The sequence below is a fragment of the Luteolibacter luteus genome (assembly GCF_012913485.1).
Taxonomy (GTDB): Bacteria; Verrucomicrobiota; Verrucomicrobiia; order Verrucomicrobiales; family Akkermansiaceae; genus Haloferula; species Haloferula lutea.
Genome location: NZ_CP051774.1, coordinates 3,093,644 through 3,112,796 on the forward strand (window position 1 = coordinate 3,093,644; position 19,153 = coordinate 3,112,796).

At 61.3% G+C, this 19,153-nt stretch carries 19 protein-coding genes; 13 read left to right on the forward strand and 6 right to left on the reverse strand.

Annotated features, from left to right (window positions below; all coding sequences use genetic code 11):
• The first annotated feature begins 8 nt into the window (after positions 1-8).
• Together HHL09_RS12895 and HHL09_RS12900 are read left to right on the forward strand one after the other, a co-directional pair.
• Positions 9-986, forward strand: coding sequence for an amidohydrolase family protein (locus HHL09_RS12895; RefSeq protein WP_169455043.1), 978 nt, complete (start codon positions 9-11; stop codon positions 984-986).
• 132 nt (positions 987-1,118) lie between these two features.
• Positions 1,119-1,568 (forward strand): type II secretion system protein, encoded by a 450-nt coding sequence (locus HHL09_RS12900; protein ID WP_169455044.1) that lies wholly within the window; start codon positions 1,119-1,121, stop codon positions 1,566-1,568.
• A gap of 9 nt (positions 1,569-1,577) precedes the next feature.
• Here the strand turns inward: HHL09_RS12900 and HHL09_RS12905 are convergent, their stop codons facing one another.
• A complete protein-coding gene (locus HHL09_RS12905; protein WP_169455045.1) occupies positions 1,578-3,083 on the reverse strand; it encodes a DNA recombination protein RmuC in 1,506 nt (501 codons plus the stop codon).
• Between the two features lie 116 nt (positions 3,084-3,199).
• On the opposite strand from HHL09_RS12905, the gene HHL09_RS12910 reads away from it, so the two are divergent.
• Positions 3,200-3,826, forward strand: a complete 627-nt coding sequence (locus HHL09_RS12910) for a superoxide dismutase (protein WP_169455046.1) — start codon at positions 3,200-3,202, stop codon at positions 3,824-3,826.
• Positions 3,827-3,900: 74 nt separating this feature from the next.
• Here the strand turns inward: HHL09_RS12910 and HHL09_RS12915 are convergent, their stop codons facing one another.
• The 3 genes from HHL09_RS12915 to lpdA all read right to left on the reverse strand — a co-directional run bounded on the left by HHL09_RS12915 (position 3,901) and on the right by lpdA (position 8,704).
• Positions 3,901-4,881, reverse strand: coding sequence for a DUF4339 domain-containing protein (locus HHL09_RS12915; RefSeq protein WP_169455047.1), 981 nt, complete (start codon positions 4,879-4,881; stop codon positions 3,901-3,903).
• A gap of 65 nt (positions 4,882-4,946) precedes the next feature.
• Positions 4,947-7,166 carry an NPCBM/NEW2 domain-containing protein gene (locus HHL09_RS12920; protein ID WP_169455048.1) on the reverse strand — a complete coding sequence of 740 codons (2,220 nt, stop codon included), beginning with the start codon at positions 7,164-7,166 and terminating at the stop codon, positions 4,947-4,949.
• Positions 7,167-7,321: 155 nt separating this feature from the next.
• Positions 7,322-8,704 (reverse strand): dihydrolipoyl dehydrogenase, encoded by a 1,383-nt coding sequence (gene lpdA, locus HHL09_RS12925; RefSeq protein ID WP_169455049.1) that lies wholly within the window; start codon positions 8,702-8,704, stop codon positions 7,322-7,324.
• A gap of 364 nt (positions 8,705-9,068) precedes the next feature.
• On the opposite strand from lpdA, the gene HHL09_RS12930 reads away from it, so the two are divergent.
• The 4 genes from HHL09_RS12930 (at position 9,069) to HHL09_RS12945 (ending at position 13,371) form a co-directional block, all read left to right on the forward strand.
• A complete protein-coding gene (locus tag HHL09_RS12930; protein WP_169455050.1) occupies positions 9,069-9,983 on the forward strand; it encodes a LysR family transcriptional regulator in 915 nt (304 codons plus the stop codon).
• Positions 9,958-10,905 carry a LysR family transcriptional regulator gene (locus HHL09_RS12935; protein ID WP_169455051.1) on the forward strand — a complete coding sequence of 316 codons (948 nt, stop codon included), beginning with the start codon at positions 9,958-9,960 and terminating at the stop codon, positions 10,903-10,905. The genes HHL09_RS12930 and HHL09_RS12935 overlap by 26 nt, the downstream gene beginning before the upstream one ends.
• A gap of 81 nt (positions 10,906-10,986) precedes the next feature.
• Positions 10,987-12,234, forward strand: coding sequence for a hypothetical protein (locus tag HHL09_RS12940; protein ID WP_169455052.1), 1,248 nt, complete (start codon positions 10,987-10,989; stop codon positions 12,232-12,234).
• Between the two features lie 279 nt (positions 12,235-12,513).
• The gene (locus HHL09_RS12945) at positions 12,514-13,371 is read left to right on the forward strand and encodes a PEP-CTERM sorting domain-containing protein (RefSeq protein ID WP_169455053.1); all 858 of its coding nucleotides are present in this window, start codon (positions 12,514-12,516) and stop codon (positions 13,369-13,371) included.
• 96 nt (positions 13,372-13,467) lie between these two features.
• On the opposite strand, the gene HHL09_RS12950 is transcribed toward HHL09_RS12945, so the two are convergent.
• Entirely contained in the window at positions 13,468-13,827 is a 360-nt protein-coding gene (locus tag HHL09_RS12950; protein ID WP_169455054.1) for a hypothetical protein, read from the reverse strand.
• A gap of 163 nt (positions 13,828-13,990) precedes the next feature.
• Here HHL09_RS12950 and HHL09_RS12955 point away from each other — a divergent pair, with 163 nt between their 5' ends.
• Together HHL09_RS12955 and HHL09_RS12960 are read left to right on the forward strand one after the other, a co-directional pair.
• Positions 13,991-14,254, forward strand: coding sequence for a hypothetical protein (locus HHL09_RS12955; RefSeq protein WP_169455055.1), 264 nt, complete (start codon positions 13,991-13,993; stop codon positions 14,252-14,254).
• A 163-nt stretch (positions 14,255-14,417) separates the two neighbouring features.
• On the forward strand, positions 14,418-14,624 hold the full coding sequence (locus HHL09_RS12960) for a hypothetical protein (RefSeq protein ID WP_169455056.1): 207 nt from the start codon (positions 14,418-14,420) through the stop codon (positions 14,622-14,624).
• Positions 14,625-14,636: 12 nt separating this feature from the next.
• Here the strand turns inward: HHL09_RS12960 and ribD are convergent, their stop codons facing one another.
• Positions 14,637-15,674 carry a bifunctional diaminohydroxyphosphoribosylaminopyrimidine deaminase/5-amino-6-(5-phosphoribosylamino)uracil reductase RibD gene (gene ribD, locus HHL09_RS12965; protein WP_169455057.1) on the reverse strand — a complete coding sequence of 346 codons (1,038 nt, stop codon included), beginning with the start codon at positions 15,672-15,674 and terminating at the stop codon, positions 14,637-14,639.
• Between the two features lie 138 nt (positions 15,675-15,812).
• Between ribD and HHL09_RS12970 the strand changes: the two genes are divergently transcribed.
• The 4 genes from HHL09_RS12970 (at position 15,813) to HHL09_RS12985 (ending at position 19,152) form a co-directional block, all read left to right on the forward strand.
• Complete coding sequence (locus tag HHL09_RS12970) at positions 15,813-16,331, forward strand: STN domain-containing protein (RefSeq protein ID WP_169455058.1); 519 nt, start codon at positions 15,813-15,815, stop codon at positions 16,329-16,331.
• 89 nt (positions 16,332-16,420) lie between these two features.
• Positions 16,421-17,782: a sensor histidine kinase gene (locus tag HHL09_RS12975; protein ID WP_169455059.1), complete on the forward strand. Its 1,362-nt coding sequence runs from the start codon at positions 16,421-16,423 to the stop codon at positions 17,780-17,782.
• A gap of 31 nt (positions 17,783-17,813) precedes the next feature.
• Positions 17,814-18,464 (forward strand): response regulator transcription factor, encoded by a 651-nt coding sequence (locus tag HHL09_RS12980; protein WP_205761043.1) that lies wholly within the window; start codon positions 17,814-17,816, stop codon positions 18,462-18,464.
• Between the two features lie 40 nt (positions 18,465-18,504).
• Complete coding sequence (locus tag HHL09_RS12985) at positions 18,505-19,152, forward strand: SDR family NAD(P)-dependent oxidoreductase (RefSeq protein ID WP_240963783.1); 648 nt, start codon at positions 18,505-18,507, stop codon at positions 19,150-19,152.
• Position 19,153 lies beyond the last annotated feature (1 nt).

The following is a 19,153-nucleotide window of genomic DNA, read 5'->3' on the forward strand; positions in this document are numbered from 1 at the left end:
TCCCGGGCATGCGCATCGATTGCCACGTCCATATTGTTGGCACGGGAACGGGTGGTACCGGTTGCTGGTATCGTCCCAAGGGTCTCACCCGCGTCGGTGAGCCCTTCCTCGTGCGGGCGGTCGGCTTGACCACGCGCGACCTGCATGGCACGGACTTCGATCGCCTTTACGTCGATCAGCTGTTAGGGATGGTGAGGGGATCTTCCCTCATCGACCGAGCGATGCTCCTTGCCCACGAGCTTCCGCATAAGGAAGACGGCACACCCGTTCCCGAGCTCTCCTCGCTTTACGTGCCGAATGACTACGTGTTGAAGCTGGCACAAGATCATCCCGAGTTCCTTGCAGGAGTTTCCATCCATCCGGCGCGAAAGGATGCGATGGAAGAATTGGAGAAGTGCCTGGCAGGCGGAGCTGCAGCCCTCAAGTGCCTGCCGAATGTGCAAGGCATCGACTGGAATCTTCCGCGCTACACCGCTTTCCTCGAGCGCATGGCGGAGGCGAAGCTGCCGCTGCTCGCGCACACCGGCAGCGAGCGCACCATGCCCGTGATGGATCATGCGCTGGCTTCACCGAAGGTGCTCACGCGTGCCTTGGAGATCGGTGTTACCTGCATCGCCGCGCATGCCGGTACCGGCATGATCCTGCTCGACCCGGATTACTTCGATGTGTTCGCCGCGATGCTCGCGAAGTATCCGAATCTTTACGGGGACAACAGTGCGCTCGCGGGACTCAGCTTCCGTCTGCGCCCCTCTGCTCTCCGTGGCCTCGTCTCCGCTGAGATGGAGGGCCGCATCCTTCATGGCAGCGATCTCCCCGTGCCTTCCAGCGGCCTCCTTGCTTGGGCCTTCGGCATGCTTCCCTGGAAGGACTTTCGTGCCGCGAGCGCCATTCCAAATCCCCTCGAACGCGACGCCCGCCTCAAGCAGATGCTCGGCTTCGGGGAAGAGAGCTTCCTCCGCGCCGCCGGAGTGCTGCGTGTCGCCTGAGGACGGCGGGCGATCAGTCGGGTATGACTTTCTGATCTCCCGCGCTATCTCGCGTGGTTGCCCAATTCCGCGATCACGTGATGTTGCATGGGGCTCGACGTGTTAACTTCGCGTCACCCCCAACCCCCCAAGATGAAAGCCGCTACCCCCATGCGGTCTTCGAAAAGGAAAGGCTTCTCACTGCTGGAACTCACCGTGGTGATTGCTGTCCTCCTCTCGTTGACTACCATTCTTATCCTCGGAGCCCGCGCCTGGAAGAACGGTGCTGACCGCACCGCCTGCCTGATGAACATCCGCAATGTGCAGCTTGCCGTGCGCTCCTACCAAAATCTCTACGGCTACACTGCCGGCGGGATGCCCTACGCCGAGGGTGGGTCCCAGGACATCGGCACCCACCTCTTTGCCAAGGGCTACATCGATCTCCAGACCTACGGCGAGATCCATGGCACTTCGCCATGCGCCGGTGGCGGTCTCTACGAATGTGCCCAACCTGATGTCTTCCCCATGGAAGGCAGGCTCTACATCAGTTGCTCGCTGGAGTCTCAGGACAATCACTCCCTTCCTCCCGCTGCCGATTGGTAAGAAAGCGAATCAAAGATCCAGAGCGGACCGGAGGTCGGACGCCACGGAAGTGGCTTTCTCCTTCGGATCACTGACCAGGGCGAAGTCCTCGTCGGGATCCAGCACATCCGTAGCCGGGGCCGGGGCCGGGGACGGGGACGTTGCGGACGCTGGCAGGCGTGGCGCTTTTTCGACCGGCTCCAAGTCGGGCAATTCGGCATTCTCCGCCGCGATCTGTAGATCCTCGAACTTGCGCGCCGTGATGAGCACCCGCGTCTCATAGGAGGCGATCGCCGCATTGTAGTGGCCCACCGAGCTTTCGAGCGATTTGCCCAGCTTTACGAAGTGGCCGGCCAGCGTGGAAAGGCGCTCGTGCATCGTCCGGCCCAGCACCGCCACCTCGCGGGTGCTCTCCGCCATCGCTTCCTGACGCCAGCCATAGAAGACAGCCCGCAGCAGCGCGATCAGCGTCGTGGGGGTGGCCAGGATGATGCGCTGTTCCACGCCGTGCTCGATCAAGCCGGGATCCACCTGCAACGCGGAGGAAAAGAAGGACTCGCTCGGCAGGAAGAGGACCGTGAATTCGGGAATGTGCTCGAATTGGGAGGCGTAGTTTTTCGAAGACAGCTGGTTTACGTGCGTCCGGACCTGCCGGGCATGCCGCTGCATGGCCTCCAGCTTCAGACGGTCGTCCGTGGCTTCCAGTGCATCCAGATAGCCGTCCATCGGCGTCTTGGCGTCCACCACGATCGTCTTGCCTCCCGGGAGATGCACCACCATGTCCGGGCGGAGGCGCTTCCCTTCGTCGGTGGTCGTGCTCATCTGCGTGTCGAAATCGCAGTGCTCCTGCATGCCCGCCAGTTCCACCACGCGTCGGAGCTGGATTTCTCCCCACTGGCCGCGACCGGTCGGCTGGCGCAGCGCCTTGACCAGCTGGGCGGTTTCCCGCTGCAGGCCCAGCTGTCCTTCAGAGAGCGCCTTCACCTGCGTTTTCAGCTCCACGTAGGCACCTTCCCGAGCCTTTTCGATGTCACCGATCCGTGCCTCGAACTTGCCGAGCGATTCCGCCATCGGCTTGACCAGGCTTTCGATTGCCAGTTTGCGCTGCTCCAGATCGCCCTTGGCCTCCTCGGTCTGGGACTTCAGTGACGTTTTCGCAAGCTGGAGGAATTGTTCGGAGGAAAAGCGCAGCGCGTCCGCGGAAAGAGCCTTGAAGGTATCGGACAAGCGGCTCTCCGCCCGTTCCAGGAGCGTCTGCCTTTCGGCGGCTGATCTCACCTCGTCTTCCAGGCGGGTTTTGACCTCCGCAAGCTGGGTGCGGAAAGCCTGGCAATTCCGCTCCAGCTCACTGGATTCGGAGATGGCGGCCGCATGCCGTGCCTCCAGCTCGGTCATCCGGCGGGCATCGGATTTGATCTGCTCCTCCAGCCGCACCCGGCGGCCCGAAAGGGCCAGCACGGTGATGAGCCAGCCGAAAAAGATTCCGGCGAGGGAGCAGAGGACCCAGGGGAGGGCTGCTTGGAGTTCGGGAGGCATGTTCGGATTGTTCCTTGCGGATGATCGCATGCGGGGCATCGTTAGGGCCGTCGCGCGTTTCCCGACCGGAGTACCGGCCGGAGGGCGCGAACGCAAATCAAACCGACCCCACGACCATGGCTCACACTCTTCCCGACCTCGGCTACGCCTTCGACGCGCTGGAACCGCACATCGACGCGCGCACCATGGAAATCCACCATGACAAGCACCACGCCGCCTACGTCACCAACCTCAACAACGCGATCGCTGGCAAGGGCGCCATCGAGTCCAAGAGCGCCGAAGAGCTGATCACGGATCTCGGTGCGGTTCCGGATGACATCCGGACCCCCGTCCGCAACAACGCCGGCGGCCACGTGAACCACACCTTCTTCTGGAAGACCATCGCCCCGGGCGGTGCCAAGGCTCCCTCCGGCGAACTCGCCGCCGCCATCGACAAGTCCTTCGGCTCCTTCGACGCCTTCAAGGAAGCCTTCGCCAAGGCTGCCACCACCCGCTTCGGCTCTGGCTGGGCATGGCTTTCCAAGACTGCCGATGGCCTTGCCATCAGCTCCACGGCGAATCAGGACAACCCGATCATGGGCCCTGACTTCGGCGGCACCAAGGGCGCGACCCCGCTGCTCGGCCTTGATGTCTGGGAGCACGCCTACTACCTGAATTATCAGAATCGCCGCCCGGACTACATCACCGCCTTCTGGAACGTGGTGAACTGGGATGTGGTAGCTGCCAATTACGCCGCCGCCTGATCAGGCGGCGCCTTCTTGGATCAATCCAATCAAACGGCCGGGGGAATTCCTCCGGCCGTTTTTCGTTTCGTCCCTTACGCGGTATAGCCGTCGTTCAAAACCGCCCGGCCGTGGATCAGCCAGCGGTAGGCTACGAGATTGGCCAGAAAGACCAGCGGGCCGGCGAAGCAAACCCCGACGACCAGCGCGAGAAGGCCTGCGAGCACGATAAGGAAGCAAACAAGCCCCAGCAGGAAAAGATTGCCCACATTGCCCTGGGTGATCCGCGCGCTATATTTCAGGGAGTCGATGATCCCGAGGTCCTTGTCCACGATACCGTTCTCGAATTGGCCGAGGCGGAGCGCCAGATAAATCCCCGGCACGATCAGGAGAACCAGTCCGACAAGGACGATAAGGTAGTAGAGCAGGGAGGCCACCACCGCGGTAAGCAACTTGTTGCCCTGCCCTAGCAGCATGCCCACGGAGAAAGGCCGGCCGGATACGATGTTCAGCCCGATTCGGGTCAGGCCGAGACTGAAGAAGATATCCAGGACTTGTCCGACCAGATTGAGCACCCCTTCCACCGCCTTGCCGACATCTTGGGAATCGGCGGCGTGAGCAGTGGCTTCTACCAGCACTCCGGAGAAAACCGAAAAGCCCATCGAGATGGCGAAGCAGATCGCGCAAGCACCCAGGAGAGGCCAGAAATGCCGCTTGGTCAGGTCGAAGGCGCGCCTGATGCAATCGCCGATCACCAGGGGTTCGCTGCCTGGAACAATTTCCTCTCCGGAAGCGAGTTCCCGGGGCGGTTCCCACGAAAGAGGGGACGGAGCCTGATAGGGATTCGAAGGTCCTTGGCCCGGGACCGGAGGAGCAGGGGGGCTGGGAGCGGTCCTTGGAACAGGCGGCGGCGGTGCCAGCTCCGCGACTTCGCCGGCTGGCGTCCAGTTCGGCATTCCTTCACACCACACCAGATCGGTCGGCTTCACGGTTCCGGTGCCGATCAAGCGGACGAGTTCCTCTTGGGAAACGGGGCCATTCTGTTGCCCGCTGGTGGCGTAGAACCATGGTTTCATCTCGCGGATTGTTAGCAGCTGCGCACTCGGCGAGGCAAGAGCGCCCTGCCCTCGCCCCAGGCCGCTTACCGTATCTGGACGCTGTCCTCAGCGGTATCTTCGCGGGAGACGGAATCGCGCGTCCATTCCTTCCGCGGAGTGACCTGGTTGCCCTCGATCTTCACGTTCGCGCAGTGGCGCAAGGTGAAGGGCGGCTTGTTCCATGGCTTGTAGCTGTCGTTGTAGGTAACCTTGTTCCCCCGGAAGGTGATGCCATCTGTCGAGATCGCGTAGAGCAGCGGCACGTCAAAGGTTTCGAAGACATTGCCCTCGATACGGACATTCCGGTGATAGTAGCCCCGCTGGTCTGCCAAGTCCGGGACTTCCGGATAAAAGGAAAGGATTGCCTCGGTGAATTGATAGCGGGAAGTCAGGTTGTTCCGGAAGACATTCTTGCGGATCAGCACATCCTGGCAGGCACCGCTTTCATACCAGCCGTTGGCATCGCCCGCGAGCAGCAGCGCGGATCCGGAAGACTTGTCGAAGATGTTCTCCTCCACCTTCACCGGCTTGGGCGTGGTGAAGAGGGTGCCGCGCGCGCGATTGTTGCGCACCGTGTTGCCACGGAAAGTGACGGACGGAAACCAGTCGGCATTCTCCAGGGCATCGCCCTTGCCCAGTCCCGCAGGGATGTCCGCGGTGAATTCGATTTCGACTTCATCGGTATTCAGCCTGTGCACCGCGGCTACCTTGCCAAGCGGACAGGGCTCCAGATGCCTCGCGCGAATCCCCCGCAGCGTCTCACCAGGTAGCGCGACTTCGAAGCCCACTGCCTGCCCGTGCACATAGCGCGCACGCAGCTTGCGCGGCCCCTGCAATTCCTCGATCCGCAGGCAAGTCGCATGGACATTGATCGCGTCGTCCATCATCCCTTCATAGAGCCCGTCTTCCGCGATGATCTCGCCGCGGCAGTTGGAGAAGTGGGTCGCATCCGCATTCGTCGTGAAATAGCGATCCGTTTCCGTGGCAAGATGGATCCCGCCACCGCGGAGCTGGATGTTCTCGGACCGCTGTGCCAGCAGGCCCATCCCTGCCGCTTGGTGAATGACCACCTGATCCAGCACCGTGTCCTTTGCCCGATAGAGGAACACGCCGGGATGCGGCCTCGAGCTATGGCGCATCGTAATCCGGTCCCCGGCCTTGATTCCGCTCCCGGAAAGATCCTTCTCGATCCGGTAGCTCCCCTCGCCGAGCACGGTCAGCTTTCCCTTGTATCCGAAATCGCCGGTGCCCGCCACGATCTCGCGGGTCTTGCCATCGAAGACGATCCCGTTCCCCCAATCCGCCGACTCCCAGCCCTCGCCCTTATGGACGAACCAGCCCCCGCGGATTTCATGCGGATAAAGCTTCGGATCCACGCTCAGCTCGTAAGCCCCAGGCTCTACGCGCGTGATGATGCCTTGGGAGTGATGTGGTCTTGAGAAATCGATCGAGATTCCCCGCACCGTTACCTTCTCCGAGTCTTGAACCAGCAGTGGCAACATCAGGCCGTGGAAGACGAAGCGGGAACCTTGCCCGTCAAAGGTCACGGATCTGAGGTCTGCCAGTGGGATCCCGATGGGATGCCAGGTGGGCTGGTCGTGGTTCGAGATGTGGAAGTGTCGCTTGAGCGCCCCGTCATGGTGGAAATGATAGACTCCCTTCTCCAGCTTCAGGGTGGAGCCCGGAGCCTCGCGCAGGGCTTCCAGTGCCTTGTGCAGGGCAGCTGTCTGATCTTCTTCGACGTTGGGACGGATGCCGAATTCCGCACCGCCCATGGTCCGTGCCTCTTTGGGTGAAGGCTGCTCCCCCTTGATCCACTTCAGGTCCACCCAGTCGGCGTGATCGTATTCCTGCTGTCCCATGTCATCGGCCTGGAGGTAGAGCTTCCGATGAAAGGCGCTCGGCACCGCCACCTCGAAGCTGGCAGGTGCATCGCCAGCCTTCATCACCGGGGATTCCCACAGCACCGCGGTCCCGGAGAGGATCCGGAACTTCACCGAGCCTTTTCCTGCGCCCACTTCATCGTCCACGCCCGCCAGGCCTTTCAAGCGCACCGCGCCTTCCGGCACCGTTAGGGGCAGCTCAGACACGGCGTGGGATCCCCATCCCTGTTCGTAGCTCTTTCCCGCAAGCGTGAGCGGCTTCCCATCGATCGAGCGGTTCACTTGGACGGCCCCGTAGCTTTGATTGCTCATCGCGAGGTCCTCCGCACTGAAGCCAAACAAGGGAAGCGGCAGGAGGAGAAGAAGAGCTAGCGGGCGCATCCGGCTATCCCATCACTTGTCGCCGCGGCTGACAAACTGGATGAAGGGCCAAAATATGCGACCGGCCCGGATCAGCCGGCCCGCTGCTGCCCGAAAAAAGAAAGCCGCCCGCGGTGAACCGGGGCGGCTTTCAGGAAACAGGGATGCAGCGGGCTTCAGAAGTGGATCGCGTGGCCGTCGGCTGCGAGGGTCGCTTCGTGAATGACCTCGCTCATCGTCGGGTGAGCGTGGATCGTCGCGTGGATTTCTTCGGAGGTAAGCTCCTGATCCAGCGCCAGACCCATCTCGGCGATGAGTTCAGTGGCGTTCTCGCCGATGATGTGGGCACCCAGCAGCTCGCCGTGCTTCTTGCCGAAGAGTAGCTTCGCGAAGCCATCCGGCTCGCCGGAGGCGATCGCCTTGCCGATCGCCACGAAGGGGATCTTGCCGACCTTATACTCGATGCCTTCTTCCTTCAGCGCACGCTCGGTCTTGCCCACGGAGGCGATCTGCGGGTGGCAGTAGGTGCAGCCAGGGAAGTTCGTCACCTTCCGCGGCGTATGGCCGTCCACGTAGAGTCCTTCGACGCATTGGATGGCTTCGAAGGATGCGGTGTGGGCCAGAAGCGGCGGGCCGCTCACGTCACCGATCGCGTAGACGCCCGGGATCGAGGTCTCGTAGCGGTCTCCGGTCTTCACGAAGCCACGGTCGGTGAGCTCCGGCTGTTGGCCGCCCGGCAGCACCGGCTGGACGCCGATGGCCACGAGCACCACGTCCGCCGTCAGGACGCCGTTTTCCTTTGCTCCTTCCACGGTGACTTCCACCTGGTTGCCCTTGACCTCGGTCTTGGTGATCTTGTGATTCGCCAGGCAGCGGATACCCTGCTTGGTGAAAGACTTTTCCAGCGCGTCACCGATTTCGTCGTCCTCCACCGGAACCAGGCGCGGCAGCATCTCGACGACGGTCACCTTGGTGCCGAAGGCGTTGTAAATGTAGGCGAATTCGACGCCGATCGCGCCGGCACCGATGATGATCATGCTCTTCGGCTGCTTTTCGAGAACCATCGCCTCTTTCGAGCCGATGACCGTCGTGCCATTGAAGGGCAGCGGAGGCAGCGGGCGGGACTTCGCACCCGTGGCGATGATGATGTGCTTCGCTTCCGCGGTCTGCTTGGAGCCGTCGGCGGCGGTCACTTCCACCTTCCCGGGAGCGATGATCGAGCCGAGGCCGCGCACGTAGTCGATCTTGTTCTTTTTGAAGAGGAATTCGATGCCACCGGCGAGGCGGTCGGACACCTTACGGGAGCGGCCCACGATCGCCGACCAGTCGTACTGGAGGTTATCGAAGGAGAAACCAAACTCCTTGGCGCGGTGGCTCAGGGTGTGGAAAAGCTCGGCGTTCTTAAGAAGCGCCTTGGTCGGGATGCAGCCCCAGTTCAGGCAGGTGCCGCCAGCGCGGTCCGCCTCGACGCAGGCGACTTTTTTACCAAGTTGCGCGGCGCGGATTGCTGCGACGTAGCCAGCCGGGCCGCCGCCAATAACGATGAGATCGTATGCCATAATACGGGAGTGCGATGGAGTTCGCGCGGAGCGTGGTGGCGGCCCCCCGGATTGTCAAAGGGGAAGGGGGGCCGGGTAGCCGCTCTCACTATGCCGTGTCGGTAAAGTTAGGGGGTAAACTTCGGGTATTTTTCTTACATTGAAATTTCAGGAGTATTGGATTATCTTATATTGCATAATGCATTGGATTTGCTCTCATTGCGGGTGGTATAAGCTCCACAACGCGTTGATGCAGAAAAAATGCGGAGCGCTCGCGAATACGATTGTTTTGTAACGTGGGCTAACTGATATTGACTTCAGGATTTTTAATTACTACTAACTACAGGCTGTCTCTCCTCGCCCGTTCCCACCCTCCTCCTCACCCATGCACCTCGAACCCCTACAGCTACGGGCGTTCAATACACTTTTGAACGAAGGCTCCGTGACCCGCGCGTCGTTGGAACTTCGAACCAGCCCCTCAAATGTCCGCCGCATTTGGCAGAATCTGGAGGAAGAGCTGGGCGAAAAGCTCTTCAACGCCAACGAACATGGCGAAACCATTCCCACCTGCGCGGCTAGGGCTCTCGACCGCGAGATGAGCTCGCTCCTTGAGGAAGTCCGCCGTTTTGAAGCCTCGGTCCGCCGGATTCATCGCAGTGGCCGGACCCTGCGCCTCGGCGCGAACCGGAACGTTTTCAATACCAATCACTTTGGTAAGCTATTCAATACCCTGCGCCACGATGAGCGTTTTCGGATTTCCTTCGTCGAAGTGAATGCCGAGGAAGGCCGCGCAGCTTTGGAGGCTGGCGCCTGCGATCTCCTTTTCTCCGTGGACGGAACTCCGGGCCGGAGATTCGATTCACGGGACCTGCCGCACCTCCCACTCGACGTGGCCTATGAGCGCAGGCCGTCCACCGAGCCCCGTGTGGCTCCCACAGAGCTGGCGGACCTTCAGTGGTCCCTCGCCACCTTCGCCAAGACTTCCCTAGCTCTGGATACCCTTAAGAAAATTGAGAACTCCGGCGGCGGCAGCGGCAGGCTCTGCTCCCAGCACCAGTTCCTCAGCTGGGCAGAGGATTCCTTGGATGACGAGACCGAAGCGATGGTCTGCATCCGGCCTGCCTCCTTCAGCCGCCTGCCTCGTGTTTCTTTCCTGCCTTTGGACCTGAATGTCGGCTATCCGCTCTGTGTGTCCTATCTGAGGCAGCATCCCTACGAGTTCCTACCCTCGATCGTGGACCAGATGAACCGTGCGCTGAACGATCCCTCCCCCCATGGATCTCGACCTGGCCTGTCTTGAGACCTTCGTCCGTCTGGCGGACTGCGGCAGCTTTTCCGAAACGGCGGTGATCCAAAAGATCAGCCAGCCGGCGGTGAGCCAGCGGATCGCCAAGTTGGAATCCTCCACCGGCCTACGCCTTTTCCTCCGGCATCAGGAGCGGCTTGAGGTTACCCGGGATGGAAAGGAGTTGCTGGAGATCGCGAGGAAGATCCTTGCCGAGCATGAAGGCCTGGGGATTCGCATGAGCCGCCACGTCCGTGAGTCGAAGGGCGGCGTCCGCGCCATGATCGATGGCTCCTTCGCTGGCAATCGCTTGGTGAAAAGCCTCCAGAAAAATCCCATCACCGATACCAGCGTCGAAATCGTCCGACCGAATGGACGCCTTTCGTGGGTCGAGGCCCTCGAACAGCATGATGTCGACATCGTGGTGACAGGCACCTTCCTTCAAGCAGGGAATGTCCCAACCTTGCAGCGCGTCGAGCTGGATCGCCAGCGTGGAACCACCATCGCGTGGAACCGCGTTTACTTCGACTTCGACATTGAGAACTTCAGCTTTCCCGAGACCTTGCGCTCCACCATTCTCGTGCCGAGCGAGCGCTTGATCTCCGGCTATCTGCCCTTCCTCGAAAAATGGTGCCATGACTCCTATGGCACCCTGCCTCCCGATGTGCTTGCCTTCGATGATGAAGAAGGTGCCCGGGATGCCTGCGTGGCCGGACTTGGCGTTCTGATTTTCCCAGGCGATGCGGCAGCCCGGATGGCCATGAACGCCGGTGAACTCGGTGTCGTGAAGACCTTCGAGTTCCTTCTTCCGGACGCCTTCAGTTACTCGATCTACGTCCGGGCCGAAGAGCGGAACCAGCGCGTTTTGCAGACCGCTGTTAGAATCGCGGATGATCACCGCATTGGAAAGCGCAGCCCCTTGGATCACAGGGTCTAACTTGTGGTTATCACGTCATAAGGAGAAAGTCCCGGCGCTCGGTTGAGGAAGTGCGGCAGGTGGCAGAGCGTTGCCATCGCAATGAAACGCTGTTTATCCCTTACCCTCGCAATCTTGGCCGGCACCCTTGGTGCGTCCCGCGGCCAAACCGTCGTGGATTCCACCACGCACACCGGTCTATTCAGCCCCTCCGCCAATGTGACGGTGGATCCGATCCCGGATCCGGAGCCGCTCATTGGGATCATCCTGGATCCGCCACCCGCCAGCGGTCCCCTCGGAAACTATTGGAACGCCACGGCCTCGGGCGGTGCCGCGATCTTCGCACTTGGTATCGATGCGGCTTCGACCGGGGCTCAGGTAGCACTCTCCAACAATTCCCTACAATTCAACGTTAGCAATAATCCTCAGAGCGTTCTCGGATTGCTTGGAACCGGCGTCAGCCTCGGATTGCAATGGTCTGCTACCGCCACCTTCGATGGCAGTCCCGGACCGGTGGTGAATCTCCAGCCAAACCAGGTTTACCGGATCAGCTTCGATGTGATCGATGACAGCGGACTGCTCGATTCGACCCTCAATCTTGCCCCGACTTTTGGTGTCGAACTTCTCAACGGTGCCGGCACTCCCGTCGGCTATGTTGGAGGTGGAACCGTGGCGAGCATCCTCGGCCTTCAACTCGCTCCCGTCTTGGGAGGGCCGAATGGCGCTGCCACCGCGACCGCTCAGTTCCGCACCGGAGCTACGGTCCCGGCAGGTGCTGCCGCCATTCGTTTCACCGCCTCCGCCGCTCTTCCGGTAACGGCTGTCGGCCTCGGCACGAACTTCGCCTCGGTGTCCAATCTGAAGCTCGTCGCGGTGGATCCCTATACCCTGTGGATTGAAGACAGCGACGTGGAGGATGAATCGGACTGGGATCGCGATGCGGATCCCGACCACGACGGCCGCCCGAACATCGAGGAATTCGCCCTTGCCACGGACCCTGCCCGCGGTGATCACGGCGAGACCTTCGTCCGCGTCGGTGATGCGGATGGAGCAGGTCCTGAAACCGCCGTCTGTGTGATGACCATGGCAGTCTTGGATGACGCCGTGTTCGCCAGCGGAACGGGCGAGAATAGTGGCGATCTGATCGCCCCCACCACCAGCGTCTCCTATCGGGTCGAAGGGTCCTTTGAACTCATGAATTGGAATCTGGCCATCTCCGAAGTCACGCCGAATGACAGCTTCCGCGCCGGCTTGCCGACGCTTCCCGAGGGTTGGAGCTATCGCTCCTTCCGCGTGCCAGGCGAAACCTCGGATACCCGGAGGGCTTTCTTGCGCGCTGTGTTCGAATAAGGGCGAACAGTTGGAGGCGGTTCCTTTCTCGGGACGTTTTGGGGACCGCCTCCCTTATCGTAGTGGCGGTGCCTCCTTCTCCATCTTCCCGCGTGTCAGGACGGGACAGCACCGTGGCGGCACCCGTAAGGCGACGGGTGCCGCCACACATCCCGCCATGGCAATCATAAAAGTGTTATCTACGCGATCACGTAGATAACTATTACTTATTGATGGATAAGGATAAAGTTCCGCCGCGATATTGAGGGCTTCGCATTTATCCGGCAGCTTGGGCAGTGCATGAAGTGCTGCCTTCCCCTCCTCTGGGCGTTCATGGCCATTACCGGGATAGCCGGTGGCCAGACGCTTATCGATGGTACGAACTATCCGGATCTGTTCGGCGGATCGGATAGCGTGACTGTTACCGCGCCCTCCCTGCCGGATGGGACCCTGCTTGGTGTTCATCTTGGGGGATCGGCTACCGGTGAACTCGGCAACCATTGGAATGCCACCGCTACCGGCGGGGCCGTCCTCGGTTCAAATCTTCCGGATATCCTGGTCACCGTGCCCGAAGAGCGGCTCGCGGAGACCGGTGCTCAAGTGGCCCTCGACGGGACATCGCTCCTGTTCAATATCAATAATTCTCCTGCCTCCATTCTAGGAAGCCTCGGGGTCGGCCTGAGTCTCGCTCTCAATTGGGATGCGACCGTAACCTTCGATGAGCCGGGTGAAATGCTCGTCCTTGCTCCCAACACGATCTATCAGGTTAGCTTCGACGTCTACGGGGAGAACGGCTTGTTGGAATCGACCTTGGGCCTGGCTCCATCCTTTGGCCTTCAGTTGCTAGATGGCGGCAGCGCCGTGGATGCCGCCGCCGGAGGGACCTTGGTGAATATCATCGGTCTCCAGTTGCTTGGCGTGGTGGGCTCTCCGCCGGAGTCCGGACGGGCAGTGGTGCAATTTGAAACCGGGAACACCGTTTCAGGAAACGCCGCCGGACTTCGTTTCACCGGATCCGCCTTGGTTCCTGCCACCGCACTGGGCATCGGCACGCAATTCGCGTCCGTCTCCAATCTCTCCATCACCCAGATCCCCGAGCCTTCCAGCTTGCTACTGGGTCTTCTGGGTGCAGCCGTCGGCTTCAAACGTCGCCGCTAGTCGCTCCCCCGCACTGCCTGAGACAACGTCATGGCGGCATCGTGTTGCGCGGTGCCGCCATGATTTGTTGCAGGATATCGAAGGATGCAGACCAACTCAGGCACTCAGCGGAGGCGGGACCGCCTCGGAAGGGGCCGTCGCGGCGTCTGCCGCCTTTTCTGCCGCCTTTTCTGCCGCCCGCTTGCCGGCGCATGCACCACGGCGGAGCGTCTCCTTGATGCTCGAAGGGATGAACTCTTTCGCGAAGCATGCGGCGAAGCACGCGCTGAATGCGGCTCCGTAGGCGAGGTCATGAGCCGCACCGGAGAGTGCCTCTTTCAACTTGGGAGCAGCCTCCCGCGCCATCGAGGACGCATCCGACCGGGCGGACTGGAAAGCTTCGGTGAAGTTCGTGTAGCGCGGGGCTTCTGGTGCCGCCCCCGCCGTTTCCTGTGTGTGTTCGTTGGAATCGTTCATGGTGAAATTCGTGGTTGGACGAGCGTGCGGATCATCCTCTTCAGGAAATCTTTCCGCCATGGGAAATCATGGCCCCGATTGGAACCACGTCGAAAATTTTTCAATGGATCTCGAATAATCCCGCGGGGCCTTCGTCCGATCCGGTGAATCCTGATATAAAATCATGAAGAAAATTCTCGGAATCCTCACCATCGCCCTTGCCACCGTTTTTGCCGCTCCTTCGGCGGATGCACGTCCTCACCATCGCCCTTCGCGCAGCTACGTTGAGTTCCACCGTTCGTGCCGTGGCCCTGCATGGATCGAGCGCTATGTGGCTTACTATGACTCGTGCGGTCATCCCGTGTGGCGCACGCGGGTGATCCCGATCCGCCGCCATCATCATCATCATGGTGGCTTCTCGGTCCAATTCGGTGGCGGCTGCCGCTGATCCTTTCCTTTCGAGCCCGTGGTGACGAATGCCCGGCGACGCCTTCTGGTGTCGCCGGGCTTTTCACACACACACCTATGATCACCCGCTCGTGCAAACGGGTGAAGCGATCCGCCCCATGATTTCAAACTTGGACACACCGGGGTGACCTGTCCGCGGTGACATGTCCCGTGTCACCGGTGCAGGCATCAATCCGTCGGGGAACTCCACCTTGGCTGCGCCAAGGGCGAGCGCCACCAAACAACCGAAAGCGGGCGCTTTCCCCTTCGGATTGATTCGGTATCGCAATGTCGGCGGTCATGACGGCATGCGGCTGGATCGCAGACACTTCATGGGCGTGCTGCGTGAAGCGAAGATGATCGCTGCGTGAAAAAGGCGTTCTTCAGCCTTGGGAAATCGTTCCGCGCAGCATCACATCCGGACCGAAGCGTTGGAAACGGACATCGTGCAAGGTGACGCCTTCCCCCAAGCCGCCTCCTGCAAGCGCAGGCACCGGTCCTCCATTCACCATCGGGGCCATGAAGGCGACCCATTCGTCGACCAGTTTCGCCTCCATCAGCTCCGCGGCCAATCGCCCGCCGCATTCGACCAGTACCGCGCTCACTCCCCGCTCATTCACCAAACGACGCAGGACGATCTCCGGATGATCGCGGTCTTCGATTAAGGTGCGCTCGCGATTGGCATCCGTGAAAAGCGGCGCATCCATCGGCAGCGAACCGGCATCGCGGGTGAGCACCACTCGCCACGGTTGTGCCCGGTCGGCAGCGAGTTCCGGATCCCGCAGGTCCAGTCTCGGATTGTCACGCCGCACCGTTTCTCCGGAAGTCAGGACAGCTTCGCATTCGGCGCGCAGGCGTTGTACTTCGGTACGGGCCACTTCACCGGTCAGCCACATCCCCTCGCCGGGCGGGCGGGTAATGCGGCCATCCAGGCTCATCGCGGTTTTCAGGATCACCCATGGCAGTCCGCTGCGCTGCACCTTGGTAAAGGCACGGATCAGTTTTGACGCTTCTTCCGAAAGTACTCCGCGGCTCACGCTGATCCCCGCTTCTTCCAACAGCCTGTCTGCCCGGCCCGCATGCGCGGGATTCGGATCTTCCGCGGCGTAGATCACGCGGCTCACGCCAGCTTCGATCAGGCCATCGGTGCACGGCGGAGTGCGCCCATGGGTCGAACAGGGTTCGAGCGTGACATAGACGGAGCTGCCCTTCAGCGCGGCTTCTCCATGGGTGCGCTTCACGGCGGCGATCGCCTCCCGTTCCGCATGCGGTAGTCCTGCACCGCGATGCCACCCGGCACCGAGTTCGACGCCGTCTTTCACGATCACCGAACCCACCGCGGGGTTCGGCGAGGTACGCCCGATCCCCTTGCTACCTTCCTCGATTGCCCGCCGCATCCAGTGCGCGTCTTCACCTTGCATGGACAATGAGAGGCCATTTTTCAGAAATCTGCGCAAGCCCCCTTGATCTCCATTGATGGCGCTGCATGTACGCGCCAACTTCGGTATAAGTGATAGATCCCCTTCTATCATGCGCTCAAAACCTGCAACCCAACGCTCATGAACAAACTCATCCTCGCATTGGCTCTCCTCGCCTCGCTGCCCGCCTACGCCGACAAGGCGACAGACATCTATAGGGCAGGCATGATTGCCATGGATCAAGGAAACGTGAAGGCCGCTTCCGACGCCTTTAAGGAAGTCCTGCGCCTGCAGCCCGGAAACGCCAATGCCCGCTATCAGCTCGCCGAGCTACAGCGGAACCAAGGCTCCGTTGCCGCACGGGCCCGCATCAAGAAGATGGAGGAGTATCAACTCTCCGAGATCAACTTTGCCAAGCTCGGGCTCTCGGAGTCGCTTGAGGCCCTGACCATGCTTATCGAGAAAAAGTCGGAGGAAAAGTTCTCGCCGAACTTCATGGTCCAGGATCCGTCCAACAAGCTCGGTGACGCGCAAGTGACGCTCTCGGTGAAGAACGTCCCCGCGAAGGCCGCCCTCGATATGGTCCTGCAACAGGCAGGCGCCGTCGCAAAATATGAAGAGCACGCCATCGTGATCAAGCCGGTGGCCCGGACAAAGTAGCCTGGCCCCCCCACGCGATGGGGTAAGGAGACCCCACGCGATTTGGGGGATCGCCTTTTGCCGCGGAGGATGTCATTGTCCTCCGCGGCATGGTGCCCGATCTCCGCACGCTCTTCCTCGTCATCGCGCTTCTCTGCGCGGTGCAGGGATTTGGCATGGTGGTCCTGTGGGCCTTGAACCGCCGAATCCCCGGCATCAGTTCCTGGGCCGCCAGCAATGTGCTCAATGCCTTCACCATGGCCCTCCTGCCGCTTCAGGGAGTGGTCGCCAGCACGCTTTGGAATACCGTAATTCCAAACTTATGCGCAGTCGCCGCCGCGGTCCTTTACTATGCAGGTAGTAGCCAATTCCTCGGGAAAACCGGGTGGCAGCGGAACAGCCTGATCTCGGTCGGCCCTTGGCTTCTATCCTTCTTTTACTATCTTTATATTCAGGATAACCTGGCGGCGCGGATCTACTTTGCCTCCGCCTTGCTGATCTTTCTGAATGGCGTCACCGGGGTCATGCTGCTCCGGGAAGCAAAGGGAGGCATGAGGTTCTCCATGCGCTTCACCGGCGTCATGTTCATCCTCTTCACCGGCATGCTGCTGGTCCGCGCCGTGAAGGTCGCGCAGGACCCGCCGCCGGCGACCTTGTTCGATGACTCCAGCTTCTCGTGGATGGTCTTCATCGGCGTGGCGATCGCCGCATACTTCCGCAGCTTCGGCACCATCCTGATGATCAACCAGCGCCAGACGCTTGAGCTTGCCGAGCGCCATGCCGCACAGCTCCGTGCGGAAGAAGCACTGGCCGAAGCCCGGCGCGAGGCCATGGAGCAGCGAGTCCTCCGCCAACGCCAGGCTCTCGTGCGGGACCTCCACGACGGGATCGGCGGCATCACCGCAAACCTTGCGATGCTTGCGGCTCTCGGCCGCGAGGAGGAAACCGCCGCGCTCCGCGAGGAAACCCTGCGCCACATCCAGACGATCGCCTTGGAGGGAAACCGGGAGGTGCGGAACCTGATGAACACCTTGGAGAACGGCCGCTTCCATTGGACCGATTGGGTGGCCGACCTGAAAGACTACGCGGTGAAGGCCACCGAGCCCCACGGCATCGCCACCTCCTTCCAGATCAGGGGCTCTTCCTCCGATGGCGTGATCTCCGATCCGGCCGCAGCCATCTCGCTCACCCGCGCCGTGAAGGAGGCCATCAACAATCTCGCCCGCCATTCCCAAGCCAAGGAAGCCAGGATCGAGATGGAGTTCGACAAAGGCTCGCTCTCCATCCTCGTCGCGGACAATGGTCGCGGTATCCCCGCGACTCCTTCGGCTGGCCGCGGTTTGCGGAATATGACACGCCGCGCCCAAGAGCTCGGCGGCTCCCTCTCCATCGACGGAAATCAAGGCACCACCTTGAAATTCACTCTCCCTTTACCCCTCAAATACCCCGACATTGACCTTGTCCCAGCATAATCCAGTCCAGCCTAATTTTTCCGTGATAAGGGTGATTGTGGTAGAGGACGATCCTCGTCTGTTGGAGAACCTGACAAAGGTTTTGGCCCGTCGGGAAGACTTCCAAGTGGTCGCGACCTTTGGCTCGGCGGAGGCCGCGCTGGCGGCAGATCCGTGGCATTCGGGGGAGGTACTTATTTCGGATATCGACCTGCCGGGAATCTCCGGTGTCGACCTGATCGCGAAGGCTCGCGAGGCAAACCCCAAGCTCCTGCCGCTCGCCTACACGATCTACGAAGACCGGGATACCGTCTTCGCGGCGCTGAAGGCAGGTGCCTTCGGCTATCTGGTGAAAGGCTGCTCTGCGGAAATGCTCGAATCCTCGATCCGTGAAATCGTCCGCGGCGGTGCTCCCATGAGCCCGGCGATCGCCCGCAGGCTCCTCGACCGCTTCTTGGAGGACGTCGCCCCCGAACCTGCCGAGGCACTTTCGCCTCGCGAGGTGGAACTCCTCCGTCTGGTCGCGGAAGGCCTGCTCTACAAGGAAATCGGGGAGCAGCTCGGCATCAGCCCGCACACGGTCCATACCCACATCAAGAATATCTACGGCAAGCTCCACGCCACGGATCGCTCCCACGCGCTGCGCCGCGCCCGGATGCTCGGCTATCTCGATCCGCCGGACAATTCGCCGCTGAATACCTGAGGCCTTGTCGCGGTCCGCTCCTTCCGGGCAAGCTAGCGCGGTGAGTGGCAAAGTGGTGATCACGGGAGGCGAGGGCGGATTGGCCCGCGCCATCCATGCCGCGTTTGTTGATGCTGGTCTGGATGTCATGGCTCCCGGCCGCGCGGAACTCGATGTGACGGATGAGGCGGGAGCAAAGGACTACTTCCGCCGCCACTCGCCGGAGCTGCTGGTCTGCAATGCCGGTATCACCCGCGACGCACCCCTCGCGAAGCTCCGTGAGGCCGATTGGGACCAAGTCCTGGCCGTGAATCTCCGTGGCGCCGCGAACTGCGCCGCCGCCGCATTGAAAGGCATGCTCCGCTCGCGCAGCGGACACATCGTCTTCATCTCCAGCTACTCCGCCATCCATCCGCCGGCTGGCCAAGCGGCCTACGCCGCGGCGAAGGCCGGCTTGATCGGCTTGGGAAAATCCCTCGCGAAGGAACTTGGCTCTGCCGGCATCCGCGTGAACGTGATCCTGCCCGGCTTTCTGGAAACCAGGATGACGGAAGCCGTCTCCCCCGAACGCCGCGATCAGGTGAAATCCGAACACGCCCTCGGTCGCTTCAATACCCCGGAAGCCGTCGCCGCCTTCCTGCGCACTCTCCATCTCCACCTGCCCCACACCTCGGGGCAGGTCTTCCAGTTGGATAGCCGCGTGGGATAAG